The 14,724-nt window shown below is 49.6% G+C and carries 9 protein-coding genes; 6 read left to right on the top strand and 3 right to left on the bottom strand.

Annotated elements, in window-relative coordinates:
* Positions 1-24 precede the first annotated feature (24 nt).
* Complete coding sequence (locus HLG76_RS07940; RefSeq protein WP_175993426.1) at positions 25-2,037, bottom strand: M4 family metallopeptidase; 2,013 nt, start codon at positions 2,035-2,037, stop codon at positions 25-27.
* Between the two features lie 184 nt (positions 2,038-2,221).
* Between HLG76_RS07940 and HLG76_RS07935 the strand changes: the two genes are divergently transcribed.
* The 5 genes from HLG76_RS07935 to udp all read left to right on the top strand — a co-directional run bounded on the left by HLG76_RS07935 (position 2,222) and on the right by udp (position 8,618).
* Complete coding sequence (locus HLG76_RS07935) at positions 2,222-3,004, top strand: DUF2927 domain-containing protein (RefSeq protein WP_175993425.1); 783 nt, start codon at positions 2,222-2,224, stop codon at positions 3,002-3,004.
* Between the two features lie 137 nt (positions 3,005-3,141).
* A complete protein-coding gene (locus tag HLG76_RS07930) occupies positions 3,142-3,558 on the top strand; it encodes a CBS domain-containing protein (RefSeq protein ID WP_025744667.1) in 417 nt (138 codons plus the stop codon).
* A 400-nt stretch (positions 3,559-3,958) separates the two neighbouring features.
* A complete protein-coding gene (gene gltS / locus HLG76_RS07925) occupies positions 3,959-5,185 on the top strand; it encodes a sodium/glutamate symporter (protein WP_175993424.1) in 1,227 nt (408 codons plus the stop codon).
* 190 nt (positions 5,186-5,375) lie between these two features.
* A complete protein-coding gene (locus HLG76_RS07920) occupies positions 5,376-7,628 on the top strand; it encodes a zinc/cadmium/mercury/lead-transporting ATPase (protein WP_175993423.1) in 2,253 nt (750 codons plus the stop codon).
* Between the two features lie 228 nt (positions 7,629-7,856).
* Positions 7,857-8,618 carry a uridine phosphorylase gene (gene udp / locus HLG76_RS07915; RefSeq protein WP_077461078.1) on the top strand — a complete coding sequence of 254 codons (762 nt, stop codon included), beginning with the start codon at positions 7,857-7,859 and terminating at the stop codon, positions 8,616-8,618.
* 103 nt (positions 8,619-8,721) lie between these two features.
* Here the strand turns inward: udp and HLG76_RS07910 are convergent, their stop codons facing one another.
* Positions 8,722-9,891 carry a DUF1887 family CARF protein gene (locus HLG76_RS07910; protein WP_025744665.1) on the bottom strand — a complete coding sequence of 390 codons (1,170 nt, stop codon included), beginning with the start codon at positions 9,889-9,891 and terminating at the stop codon, positions 8,722-8,724.
* Positions 9,892-10,132: 241 nt separating this feature from the next.
* Positions 10,133-12,391, bottom strand: coding sequence for a YccS family putative transporter (yccS, locus tag HLG76_RS07905; RefSeq protein ID WP_175993422.1), 2,259 nt, complete (start codon positions 12,389-12,391; stop codon positions 10,133-10,135).
* Positions 12,392-12,634: 243 nt separating this feature from the next.
* Here yccS and helD point away from each other — a divergent pair, with 243 nt between their 5' ends.
* Positions 12,635-14,710, top strand: coding sequence for a DNA helicase IV (helD, locus tag HLG76_RS07900; protein WP_175993421.1), 2,076 nt, complete (start codon positions 12,635-12,637; stop codon positions 14,708-14,710).
* Positions 14,711-14,724 lie beyond the last annotated feature (14 nt).

Below are 14,724 nucleotides of genomic sequence, written 5' to 3'. Positions count from 1 at the left end.
GCATGATGCCAGCCGCCATGGAAACTAGCCTTGGCAACGACCTTGGTAGCGCCAAACCCATTGGTTGGACATAGGATCAATGCCCCAATTGTTTTGTGAGGCTTGGAAAAAGTGTCCTTGATACTGAACCTGTACGCCGGCCGAGTAATAATTGTATTGACTCCAGCTAGGCATATTGGCGCAGCGATTTTTTTCTACACCGCGGTCATCAACCCGGGCTAAGACATTCGTGGTGTAGTTACCATTACTGGTTACCGTGACATAAATGTCTTGGCCTTGAACTTGGCTAAAGCCACAATACTCATCGTTGCCCGAATTGGTTGAACGACAGTCATGATCATTCGCGCTTGCCGGGCGACCGACAGCGGCATATAAATCGACATCGCCTTGGCCGCGATAGGTTTGTAGCCAAACCGTACCGCGTGGTGCGGATTGAACCACAAACTGCTGTGCTCTTCCCGCTGTACCTTGAATTTGCACGGGCTGCTCTAAGGTGAGCGGTTTTAGCTGCGGCTCGGGTTGTGGTTCAGGCTCAGGCTCTGGCGTCGGTGTGCCACCGCCACCTTGGCAGTTTTGCATCTCGATACCGACTTCTGCAAAGGCCTGACTCACTGCCCCCGCAGGGTAGTTAAGATCTTTAGCTGCTTCGCAAACCCCATTCGCGCCTTGTTGGAAGCTCGCGTTAGGACGCCAGTAAAGTTGGTTAGCAGTTGCAAATGCGCGGAAGGCCTTTTTGATATTCCACTGTTCGCTGGTGGCCAAATGATAAAAGGCTTTGTTGTAAATCCCCGAGCTTAAGTGGACATCAATGCCTTGATAGTAACGATCAACGTGACCAATAGAGCGACCGTCTTTACTGGGGTTAATGAAATAACGCATGGCTTCGCTATGCTTCATCACATCTTCACCCATTTTCCAGTTAAAGTCGCCGAATACATACTGGCCTAGCGCTGCGGCAGCGATATCTGAAAAGGCTTCATTCATGCCACCAGACATTCCGCGATACTCTAAGCCAGAGTTTTGCTCGGTAAAACCATGACTGACTTCGTGTGCAATCACATCCCAAGTGGTAAGCGGGTACATGCTGCGATTTCCGTCACCAAATGTCATCTGGCGACCATCCCAAAACGCATTACCGTAGCCTTGACCATAGTGAACACGCATTGTGAGCTGCTGGCGAATAGGGCGAACACCTAACCAATCTTGATACATGTTGAAAACTTGCTGACCAAAGTACTGCGCATCATTCATCGGGGCATAGGCGCCGTTGACTTGGCGATAGGTATTTTGAGGGCAATTAAATTGATGAACTTGTCCGCCCCATTCACGGTTGTTCATATTAATGGTTTTCACGTCGGGGCTGTTCATTTGGCAGCGACTATTCACCTGGAATCCACCGAGCTGCGTGTTCGGACCAAAGTTAAACCGACCACTTTTTTGGTTCCCTCCTGGGCCACTCGCTTCTAGGTGAGCGATGCCTTCCCAGCTATCTAAAACAGTGCCGGATTTCGCATCGATAATTTTAATCGGGCGTGACGGATGGCCATTATCGCTGGCTAAATAGTCGACTTTATACACCAGGCGCGCAGTTTGCTGCTCATCAAGCCAAATCAACAACTGTGTATTCGCATCTGGCTGCTTAAATTGCCGCGCATTTGGGGTCGATTCGCCCTGTGCAATGGCAATGGCCTGTTGCTGATTCAACATCGGCAGCGTGCTGCCAATATCAGACTCAATACCGGTGACGACCTCGCCTTTTACCTCCGGCGCAAAATTGCGTGCCGATGTGTTCTCAACCACCGAGTAACCATAAACAGGAATACCGTAATGAAGTTGTTGTTTGCGAACCAGAGATTGGTCACCAATGTTAAGGCGAGATTGCTCTTGGTAACTTAATGGAGAGCCATTCACCATGGCACTGCGAGATTGCTCAGGTGCGAGTGCTTCGCTCAAATCAATACTGGTCGCATCGACAATATTGGCGGCATAAGCGGGCAACGCAAGTGGAATAAATAAGGCAAGTAACGTTTTACGCATAATATCCTCGTTAGATAGGAAAGATCCTGGTTACTATCCACAGCCATTGCTAGAGTAAAATGTGATTGGGGTCATAGTGTCGATCCGGTTCAAAATCTGTCTAGAAAAATGGTACCTGGCTTCCATTTTTCTGTTGTTTTTGCAGCGACGCTGGATAACGTAATGAAAACAAAGGAGTGATGCTGTGTATCGCCGAGGATGGCTGGCTTTGATGTTGATAGGATGTTTATGGACCGTTCCGGCCGAGGCGAGTGATCAGGCGTGGCAATCGCCTGGTTATATCCTTGACGCTTTTTACCGAATAGCGATGAAAAGCGAATATATTGAAGGGGAGCAGGGCATCCGAAAGTGGCAAGCGCCGATTCGGTATCATATTGCCCATCCAATCAATAACAGTGAGCTACATGATAATTTAGTGGCGTACCATCTTAGTCATTTGCAATCAATCACTGGGGTAGCCTTTACCCCAACCGAAAGGCCTGAACGCGCCAATCTATCGATCGTATTTACTAATCATGCCCGTTTTTTAGACGATGCACGCAAACAGTTTGCGACGGACGATGTCTCGCCATTAGAGAACGCGATATGTGCTGCCAACATTAAAGTGGATAGACACGGGGTAATTCAGTATGCGGCGGTGGTGATCCCCGTCGATCTCGCCCGATCAAAAGGTAAGCTGGTGGCGTGCGTGGTGGAAGAGTTGACGCAAGTCATGGGGTTACCCAATGACGATAACCGAGTCTATCCGTCTATTTTTAACGATCAGAGCTCGCAGCAGTTACTGACTGGACTCGATAGCCTACTGTTGCAGCTGTTATATCTCGATGCCGTAAAACCAGGGCAAAACTGGGAAACCACCCAGACAATTATTCGGCCCGTGATCACGAAATGGGCGCAAGATGGCACCATTAATAACGCCCATCGAGCAGTAAAAACCGGAAAACTCTATCCGCTACTCGGATGGTAGCCTGGCTGAAGATGCCAACGTGTTGATGATTGGTCTGCCCGATAACAAAAATTGTTGAAAGTGATTTAGACATTTCGCCAACTTAGACGACACTTAAAGGGTGGACTGATAATGTCATAACGATTTGGGGAGGCGACATGGAGTCGATCACAGTCAAAGATTATATGAACAAACGACCGGTTACATTCTCGCAGGACATGCCGTTGTCTAGTGCGCTCGAAAAGTTACTTCGTAGCCAGCAAACGGGAGGACCAGTCATTGATGCTAATAAGCGTTTGGTGGGCTTTATATCCGAGCAAGATATGTTGCAGCAGTTGTTACGAGACAGCTACCACTGTCAAGACTCACACACCGTCTCAGATTGCATGACGCCCAACGCGTTAGCGGTAGAATCAGAAGACAGTATCATTAAACTGGCCGAAATGATGGCACCGACCAAACCTAAACTGTATCCGGTCGTCGATGAAGGTAAATTAGTTGGGATCATCACGCGTCGTGACATACTGCGCGCCATTGGGATGCAGATGGGCGAATGTTTAACCCACCCTGTGTGACCACAGTACGATACGCACGCACCCTACTGAGCCGTCAGTAGGGTGGTTGAATTGAGCATCTCCTCTCGTTTCCCGTCTATTTTTTAATCAGCACACTCTGCTGTTATCCTGCCTTTTAATATTGATATTTCAATAACTAAAGCGATGTTCATGATAGATCGTGCGATTTTTGGTGCCAGATTTAAGGTTTTCTGCTATTGTGCTGCCCATTGGCAAGCTGGTGGCCTGCCGTGCGGATACAGAGGTTAGCCCCTGTCATGCAGTGAATACGATAAGCAGGATGCGGGAATATCGTGGGTGTGGAGGCCAGCATTGACTTTACGACAATATCAAATGAGGTAGAAACAAAGGTTAAATTGGACGATCAGGGAGGACGAGGTGAGAGAAACAAAGAGGTTATATGTATCAACTCAATTCAATTGGTGCACTAGAATCATTCTTGATTGCTATTGGTGTACTTTTTCTAGGCCATTTCGTTAATTCAAAAATTCCCGCATTACGCAAGTTTAATATTCCCGAACCTATTGTTGGAGGATTGATCATTGCTTGTGTTATTTCATTGCTACATTATAACGGTATCAACTTTAAATTTGATTTACCGTTAAAAGACACCTTTATGCTGATGTTTTTTGCCACCGTTGGGCTGGCAGCTAATTATAAACAGTTAGTAAAAGGTGGATTAAAAGTTTTCTGGTTTTTAGTGATTGCGTCTGTTTATATCATCATTCAAAATGCGATTGGTGTCAGTTTTGCCTCACTCCTTGGCCTTGATCCGTTAATGGGCTTAGTCGCAGGGTCAATTACGTTATCAGGTGGTCATGGCACTGGCGCAGCCTGGGCCCAGATATTAACGGATGAATATGGGATTCAAAGTACGCTTGAGATCGCAATGGCCTCAGCCACACTCGGCCTCGTTATTGGCGGGATCATTGGTAGCCCGGTTGCTCAGCGTTTAATTAATAAACACCAACTCGAATCTGAGTATGGACGTGGAACAACGACGCACGAAAAGTATCCCGAATTAGTCACATATAATGAAAATGAAGAAGATAAAGTCACTGCTAAAAAAGTGATTGAAGTGCTCTTTATTTTGATATTGTGCATTACAGCCGCAAGTCATTTATCTGAATGGGTTAGCCAGTTCAACATTCAGTGGCTAATGATCCCTGATTTTGTTTATGCGTTGTTCTTGGGTGTCATTATTACCAATACGTTAGAGTTGTTTAACTTGCGTAAGCTTGAGTCTGAAACGGTTGATATGGTGGGAACCGTCTCTCTGTCTTTATTCCTTGCCATGGCCTTAATGACGCTGAAGTTATGGAACATTCTCGACCTAGCCGTGCCCTTTCTAATTATTCTCGCGATTCAATCGGTAGTGATTGGATTATTTAGCTATTATGTCACCTTTAAGCTAATGGGAAGCGATTATACCGGTGCTGTCATTGCCGGTGGACATTGTGGTTTTGGCTTGGGTGCGACACCGACGGCGGTCATGAACATGGGCTCGATCGTTAACCGTTTTGGGCCCGCGCCGCAAGCTTTTATGGTGGTTCCCATTGTCGGCGCGTTCTTTATCGACATCGTGAATCTCATTATACTGCAAGGGTATATTTTTGTGATTCAGTAATCCATTTCGAGGATGTCGCGACAATGAAAATTAACGCCCAGCCAGTCAAAGGCTGGGCGTTTTTTATTATGGCTGTTTTTTGATCATAGTTGTTTTTAAATATCGTTCTTTTACGCTTGACTCTGGAGTGGGCTCCAACCCTTATACTGTCCTTAAATGATTGACACAACGACCAACAAAGGAGTCGATTATGTGTAAACACTGCGGACACCACCACTGTCATCAACCCCATCATCAAACCGCTTCTTCGTCTACGGTGACGAACACATGCCAAGAAACAGGTTGCTGTTCGAGTCATCAAGATGGCGAGGGCAATGCGGGTGACGACGACCCTGACAGGCATCGCTTTTCCTCTTCAGTGACCCATGAATGGGCGGTGACGGGAATGGATTGTCCAAGCTGTGCAGCCAAACTAGAGAAGGCGATTCACGCAACACCGGGTGTTGAAAGTGCAACAGTACTGTTTGCGACAGAAAAGTTACGGGTGTCTCTCTCCCACAATGCACCCGCTGATACGCTTGCGGCGATTCAGTACTCCGCCAAAAAAGTGGGCTTTCCACTGCTGGCATTAAATCAACCCGCTATAGAGCCGTCTGGCTGGCAAAAGTGGCGCGATGATGCACTACTGTTTGGATTGATTGGCAGCATGCTCATCGCCTGGGGCCTGCATTATTGGTCTCCCTCACTGTCAGACTGGCTATTTACCGGCGCTACCATAGTTGGGTTAACGCCTATCTTACTTAAAGCGGGCAGGCTGACACGTCAGGGCTCTCTGTTTTCTATTGAAACACTGATGAGTATCGCCGCACTCGGTGCCCTCTACCTGGGAGAAACGACCGAAGCGGCCATGGTGTTGGTACTGTTTCTCATTGGCGAGCGGCTGGAAGGCTATGCCTCGACGCGTGCCCGTGACGGTATTCAATCATTAATGGCGTTAGTGCCAGAAACCGTGACGCGAGTGGGCAAAAACGGTGAACGTGAAGCCGTTGCGGCGAGCACATTAACGCCCGGTGATGTGATTGAGATTAGCGCCGGTGAGCGTTTGCCGGCGGATGGCAAATTGATGGAAATGGCGGCGAGTTTTGATCAAAGCGCCCTGACGGGAGAGTCGATTCCGGTCGATATTGAAGCAGGCGACACCGTGATGGCAGGCAGTTTAGCCACCGATAAAACGGTGACACTGACGGTTACTTCTGCCCAAGGTGAAAACGCCATTGACCGAATCCTGCATTTGATTGAGCAAGCCGAGTCAAAAAAAGCACCGATTGAACGCTTTATCGATAGATTCAGTCGTTGGTATACCCCGACGATGATTGGCGTAGCCGTGTTAGTGGTTGTCGTTCCCCCCCTCTTTTTTGCTGCCAGTTGGCAAGAGTGGTTATACCGTGGCCTAGCACTATTATTGATTGCATGCCCCTGTGCGCTGGTGATTTCCACACCAGCGGCTATCACCTCGGGCTTGGCCACGGCAGCACGTCGAGGCGCGTTAATTAAAGGGGGAGCGGCGCTAGAAAGCTTGGCAAGTATCAACGCAGTATCCTTTGATAAAACGGGCACACTGACAGAAGGTAAGCCCATGGTCACGGATGTTTGCGTGTGGCAAGGCGATGAAACCACGCTGTTGCAACTGGCGACAGCGATCGAACGCGGTAGTCATCATCCATTGGCTAAATCACTCGTGCTCTACAGCACGGAACGCGGTCTTTCTATCCCCGATGCGACAGGGCTTCAAGCCAATGCAGGCCGAGGCGTAGAAGGGACAGTCGACGGCCAGCTTGTTCGGATGGTTGCGCTCGACAAACTCCCGGACGCCACGCTCGAGCATGCGCAGTATCAACAGGCCAGTCAGATCGCGGCACGCGGAGTCACCGTTGCAGTAGTGATGGTCGATGAGCACCCTTATGGCATGATTGGCTGGCGCGATAAATTGCGCGAGGATGCACGTGAGGCGATTGAGCAGATCCGCGCGATGGGGATTCATCCTGTGATGCTGACAGGGGATAACCCGACAGCCGCTGCTGAAATTGCCGACGAGTTAGGGATTGATTATCGTGCTGGACTATTACCTGAAGACAAGGTTGCGGCGGTTGAAGCGTTTGCGAGTCAGTATCGGATCGCCATGATTGGCGATGGCATTAATGACGCCCCTGCAATGAAAGCCGCTCAGTTGGGGGTCGCGATGGGCAGTGGGACGGATGTTGCGCTTGAAACTGCCGAGGCAGCATTGAGCCATAATCGTTTAATTGAGCTGCCTCGCGTTCTTCAGCTCGCGCGCGCGACGCAAGCCAATGTGCGGCAAAACATCACGATTGCGCTAGGACTAAAAGGGGTGTTTTTGGTCACCAGTGTGTTAGGGATCACCGGTTTATGGGTGGCTGTACTGGCAGACAGTGGGGCGACAGCGTTGGTGACACTGAATGCATTACGCCTGCTGCGTGATTAGGACCAAAAATGAGGACACCCTCTGTCTGCTTTTACCTTTATAAAGTGATTTCGATCTCTAAATCCTGAAATCTGTAAGAGATGATAGTGCAATATGTCGATTATGGTCACATAAAAAGGAGCAGATTTGGGTATCCTAAACACATAATCAATAACGAGTTCAGGCCTACCTCGGTAGGCCTTACATTATTTTAAATGCTGATGATAGCATCCAGCGAGGAGACTGATTATGTCTGATACCCCTGTATTCCACCTTGGCGTCACAAAAGCCGATCTACAAGGCGCAACCACTGCCATCATTCCTGGTGATCCTGCTCGCGTTGAAAAAATCGCGAACTTGATGGAAAACCCAACGTTTCTCGCCTCACAGCGTGAATATACCTTGTACCTCGGTTGGCTAGATGGCAAATCCGTGGTGGTTTGCTCAACCGGCATTGGTGGACCGTCAACGTCTATTGCGGTAGAAGAATTGGCGCAATTAGGCGTGAATACCTTCTTGCGTGTTGGTACTACAGGCGCTATCCAGCCTGACATTAACGTCGGTGATATGATCGTGACCACCGGCTCTGTACGTCTTGACGGTGCCAGTACTCACTTTGCACCGATGGAATTCCCAGCGGTGCCTGATTTTGATGTTGCGACCGCGATGAAAGCCGCCGTTGATGAAGATGGTGCTACCGTACATACAGGGGTGACCGCATCAAGTGATACCTTCTACCCTGGCCAAGAGCGTTATGACACCTTTAGCGGTCGCGTTGTGCGTCGTTTCCAAGGCTCAATGCAAGAATGGCAAGAGATGGGTGTGTTGAACTTTGAGATGGAATCGGCCACTTTGCTGACCATGTGTGCCAGCTCAGGCTTACGTGCTGGTTGTGTCGCGGGTGTGATTATCAACCGTACGCAAAAAGAAATCCCAGATCACGCGACCTTAAAAGAAACGGAAGCACGTTCCATCAAAGTGGTGGTGGAAGCGGCCCGTAAGCTACTATAAGCTAGCGCGATATCGTTATCCTTGAACGCGGTGCCCTGATGAGCACCGCGTTTTTTATTGCCGACAAGGTTGTCGAACGTGTCGTATCGCCTTGCGTAAGCGATTAACTTGTTCTTACTTCGATAGTACCGCCAGCCGCAATAAACCAATCGTAAAGATGGGTGCGTAAGTTGGCCAGCTGGTCAGGGCCGATCAAAGCTAAACCCAGATCTGTACCCCGCGTAATATCGTGATGACGTAATGGTCTAAAGCTGACCAGCATCGCACGTGCTTGCAAGCCACCCAGTAAATCGCGCAAAGACTCTAATTTATACAGGGTGTCATCACCGTCGCTAGACATGCCCTTTGTCTTGCACTCAATGATATGAAGCTTATTGTTAACCACCATGGCGACATCCAACTCATTGCGGACTTCTCGCTCGCCAATTTGGCGATAAACCTGCATAGAAAGCGCACTGTCTTGGATGGTCGGTAATTCTTTTTGGATAGAAGTGACCGTGTGGTGCACGTAGCTTTCCAGCCATTCTCCGTTGGCAAAACGTCGGGCTTCCTCACAACTAAAAGTGAGCACACCATTTTCGTAGTGCGCTAATCCGGCATCCGATAAATCGTCGAGCAGCATCCCAAGTTCGCGATAGCCTTGCTGTTTTTCGCTCAATGCAACATCCAGGCACTGTTCTTTTCGGCAAGTGGTCGCTAAGTAATTTAAAGTGGCTAAGCCTGGGCCTAATTCATACGCATTGCTCGCCCATTTTTCTCCTAACCGATAAATATCATTGGTGAGACAGCCGGTTTCCTCTTCATCGTGATCTGCGCAACGGGCACCAAAAATCGTCATGTACTCGGTCAAACTAATATGATCTTCGACCTGTTGCTGTGGAAGACCGTCGGGGTAGAGCCAGCATAATTCGTCGCTGTAGGGCTCTATCACATAACAGGGCCAGTGGTAAGTTCTAAACACTTCGTAAGCAGACAATAATTGGTGGCGTAGGCCACAGCTCGCATTAAAAAGAATGTCTTCAGAAGATTGGGTGAGCTGTTCGGCAAGACGCTTTACTTGGCTTTTGACTTCTCGGATATTGATATCATCCGAGATTTCAAAAAACTCCGTTTCAATGCCTTTCGGGGCTAACACACGAGTAAGTCGCTCGAACTCAAGATCTTGTTCCAGCGTACCAATCAATACCAGCTTACTGACAGGCAGTTGCTGATGTAAAACCGGGGTAACGAGTCGGACTGGATCCGAATCAATGATTCCTACATGAATAGCCATAAATGCTCCAGGCGGGCTATGCGGCGGCAACAAGCCGACAAGTGGTAAGTATAGTTGTCACACTCAACAGATGACATGGATCTAATATCCGTCCTCAACGCCCGGCTTTCAACCGTTGTTCGCGTAAATAAGTGTAATTTGACAGAGTGCTGACCTTTGGGGGGCAGTGTCAGCGTATTAACCACGCGCTCAGCTAACGACCACTCGTTAGCAGGGCACGTGCTTGTTGAGTATGGCTTATCTAAGTCCGGCTTTGTTTGAGTGCTTGCTGATGTAATGTCGTAGTGAGCAGATTTAACTCAGGGATCATGCGCTGAATTAAGGTCAACTGTTGCAACACCATGCTTAGTGGGGTGTTATCGGCCATCTCATGAAAATCAGCATCAGGCTCAGTGTCGTGGTACGCCGCATCAGGATCGAGCTCTGCTAACTGGCCGGATAGGGTTTTATCACCGGTTGATGCTACTTGATCCGGTTGCTCTGTTGGCAGTTCGCGCCGCAATCGTTCGGTTAACGCGTTGAGCGATTGGTGGATGTCACGATGCAGTTGCGCCATTTTCTGATGGTTGACTTCATCGTCCATGCGACGACGGTGGGCGCCAAGTGCTGAAATATAACTCAGCATTGCGTTATTCAAACATAAGAACCGAAATGTCTCTTCAATATTAGTACGATAACGGCCAGGCTCGACCAACATATTACTGATCGCGGTGGTTAGCTCGGCATCGGTATTATGTGCATGGCGACGTGCGATGCGGTAGGCAAGGTTATCCCGTTTACCGACACGGTATTGCGCGATGACATGGGCGAGATAATCACGGTTTGCTTGCAATGCCTCAGTCATGATCCCACGTAAGCGGTGCGCTTGCCAATCGGGGAGCACATAACGAACGGCGACAACGGCAATCAAGCAGCCAATCACGGTATCTCCCAGTCTTGGTAAGATAACCGCAAAACCCTGACCAAATTGGCTAAAGCACATCAGCACCAGCAGGGTGATAAACAGAGTCGCGAGCGTATATTGCACGGTACGAAACGCGAAAAAGAGCACCCCGGTGATCACCATTAACGCTAATTGACTACTGGGATCAGGGAATAAATACAGGGCTGGCACCCCCAGTAGTAAACCGCCAACGGTTCCTAATATTCGTTCTTTGAGTTTGTTGCGCGTTGCCGAATAGTTGGTCTGACAGACAAATTGAATCGTCATCAAGATCCAAAACCCATGTTCAAGCGATAGCCCCTGAATCACCCCATAGCCAGTGAGCAACGACAAAGAAAGGCGTACCGCATGGCGAAAACGTAGCGATTTAAGCGTCATCTGGCGGCGAATTCGATACACCATTTCGCCTAAAGACCGCGCGTCGGGGTCGGCCAGTTCGCTTTCTTGTGTGCCATCATTGGCAGCTAGATCACTGAGACTTGCCAATTGCTGCTCCACGGTCTCGAGGTTTTTATAGAGAAAGTCGAGTTGATGAAGTAAGGCCGTGCGCGAGGGATCTTGGGGTTGCGCTGACAATAAATATTGCATTGATTGCTGAATAGCCACTAACGCTTGCTGACCCGTCTTCGGGTGCTGGTAGCGCGCCCCGATCGATAACGCTTGTGCCACATCGCGACAGGCATTGGCTTGAGTATTGAGCAAGGCCTCAAAGCGAAACAAAATATCGGAATGGAAAAACTGCGCAGCGAGATCTTGATAACGATAGTGAGAAGAGCTCACTCGCTCATGGATATCTTGGGCAATGAAATAGGTTTGCAGTAAGGCTTGATGCCGTTGGGTCAGTCGCCCCCGTCGCGCGCGCGCCAGCAACGAAGCCTTGGCTTGGTTCAGTGCGGCGACGACTTGGGCATTTCGATTCGCTGCCGCAATGCGTGTCGGTTGAGGCGTTAACTCAGCAACGGGGTGAAACAAACTGGATTTGGTTTCCATATAAGTCGCCGTCTGACGAAATACGGTGGCGAGTCGGTGCTGTACCGGGCGATGAGGCCAGATGAGAATCCATATCAGCGATAAAATACCATACCAGGCTGCCCCTGAGAGCAGCATCATGGGCTGCATCCACATATCACTGCCTTGCTCCATACCCAGCATGGTATAAACCGCCAACAGCAATGACGCAAACGCAATAGTGCCATAGCGTTCGCCAATTGCCCCTAGCATGATAAAACCAAAACTCGATACCGTCAGGCCGATAGCAAACAACCATGGCGTGTCATACAGCAGCTCGACTGAAAACGCTGCCACGGTAAAACAGACTAAGGTGACGCCCAGCGCGCGTACTCGGCCCCAAAAATGATCGTCGACCTCTGCCAGTGCCGAGGCGATGACGCCAAGCACGAGTGGAGTGACAATATCGGTCCGCCCAGCATAACTGGCATACAAGGCAACACCCATCAGCGCTATCAGCACACGAATGCTGTCATTAATCCGGTGATTGGCCCAATACTCACGCAAGGTGAGCGGCACGGTAGGAAAACGTGGCAGAGAAAAAGACATAAATAAACATGATCGGCCAACAATGCTGGCAAGATACCAGAAACAGTCAAAGAAACTAAGCCTGAATGCGCCTTTAAGCACCGCTTTTATCATTTAGTTGTGATAGGTCAATTCCTCAATAGAATCGACGCTGAGAACGGGCTTTATAGGCGATTGAATTGATTTATGGCGGGGTGAGCAGTAGCATGCCAAGCATCTTTTAAAGGCCGCGCCTCTTCCTCATTGGCTGATTAACGTATTGATATGAAACTCTCTGCAAATCGCTGGGCACAATGGCTTGTTTATGGCGATCACTACAGCTTACAGCTAGAAAATGATGGGTTGTTACTCGAATCGCGCCATCATCGTCAATATATTCCCTTTTCAGCCTGGGATGGGCAGCTCACCATTTCTCGCGGGTTACTCTGGGGCACTATCTCGTTGACAGGCTTCACTGAGCAAGGGGAGGCTTACCCATTTGATGTGTTTGGTCTGCCTTGGCACCGAGCAAAGCAGGCTGGTAAAGCCATTCATGCGCGTTATCAAGCCTATGTTGCCCGCTATCAAAAACGGCTGGCGCTTATTCGACCGAGCTTGTTGGCTGACTATGAGGCGCTGGTAAATGCGCCAGGATATGTTCGTGTTGCACAATTACGCACCGCCCAGCAAACGTTATTGGATACGTTAGAACGCGAGGGGATCCCAGCCGCTTTTCTGTCCCAGCTAGATGAAGGCGTCGCCATCACGTTGACGCCGGTGTTGCAAGGCGATACCTATTGGCTAAAAATCCGCAACCAGCAGTGGCAAGCGGCGATGCTCAACCAGTGGCAAACCTGGTTCGATCAGATTGAATCGTCACCACTGAACCCAGCGCAGCGTAACGCTGTGCTCACCGATGAATCTCATACCTTGGTGGTGGCCGGGCCCGGTAGCGGTAAAACCAGTGTGTTAGTGGCGCGTGCGGCGTATTTAATTGAAAGTGGGCAAGGCAAGCCTGAGCAGCTTTTATTGCTTGCCTTTGGCCGTGATGCCGCGACTGAGCTCAAAACGCGGATTAAGACCAAAACTGGCCATGAGGTGAATGTGACCACCTTTCATGGTTTTGCCCGTCAGCAACTGGCTGAACATCAAGGCCAGACGCCTACCATTTCTCCGCTAGCCAGTGACGAGACCGCCAAAGCGGCGTGGCTGACCCAAACACTCGCCGAACAATGGCAACAGCCCAGCACACGCAAAGCGTGGGATAAACTACATCAGCAGCACGCACTGCCAATTGATGATAACGCTGAGCTCATCGCCTGTGCCCATGAAAACCGGTTGCACAGCTGGGTTTGGTCGCGTCTTTCCCGAGTGATCCAAGCCAATACCACCAAGCGCGCCCTGACCGATAAACTGGCGGGTTTTGATGAGCAGCCCACGCTAAAAGATGAACTGGCGGTGATTTGGCCGTTGTATCAAGCCTATAAACAGGCACTCAAAGCGGAGAACGCCGTTGACTTTGATGGCTTGATTACACAAGCCACTAAGCTGTTTCAGCAGCGAAAATTCGCCACGCCCATCCAGTTTGTGATGGTTGATGAATACCAAGACATTTCTCCGGCACGGTTGGCGATGCTAGAGGCACTGTGTCACGGTAAAGCGGACAGTGAATCGCACGTATCACGCGCCTCGTTATATGCCGTGGGGGACGATTGGCAAGCCATTTACCGTTTTGCCGGTGCCGATGTCAGCTTAACCACGGATTTTTCCCAGCGCTTTGGTGACAGTGAGATTTGCTGGCTGACCACCTGTTATCGCTACCCGTCTACCTTGGGGGATGTGGCGCAGCAATTTATTTGCCAAAACCCCAAGCAGCTCAGCAAACAGTTGGACTATTCGCGCGACAAGGCATCGGCGAAAACGCCCAAAGCGATTAAAGTGATCACTGACGATAAGTTAGAAAAGACACTAGCAAGCCTTGCCAAAAAGCACGCCAAAGCAGCGCAACCCGTGACTGTGATGCTGATTGGCCGCACCCACTCTCGATGCCCTAACGATCTAGAAACGTGGCAGAAAACGTATCCCTCACTGGCGCTTCGCTATACCACCGCACACGCCAGCAAGGGCCAAGAAGCTCACTATGTGTTTATTCTCGGCATGGATGAGGGCGTATTTTCGGCCAAGCCGCGCTCGCTTTCACTCGATGAGGCCTTATTAGGGAAAAATGAAGAGCCAATTGAACACGCGGAAGAACGGCGATTATTTTATGTCGCCCTGACGCGAGCCCAAAAACAAGTGTGGCTGGTGCACCAAAAAGGTCATGCCTCATCGTTTGTGGAGGAACTGAAAGGGTATCTTTAATTACTACTCATTAC

This window comes from Salinivibrio sp. EAGSL (assembly GCF_013366455.1).
GTDB classification, from domain to species: domain Bacteria; phylum Pseudomonadota; class Gammaproteobacteria; order Enterobacterales; family Vibrionaceae; genus Salinivibrio; species Salinivibrio costicola.
Note: the sequence above shows the minus strand (reverse complement) of the source record. Positions and strands in the feature narration are given on the sequence as shown.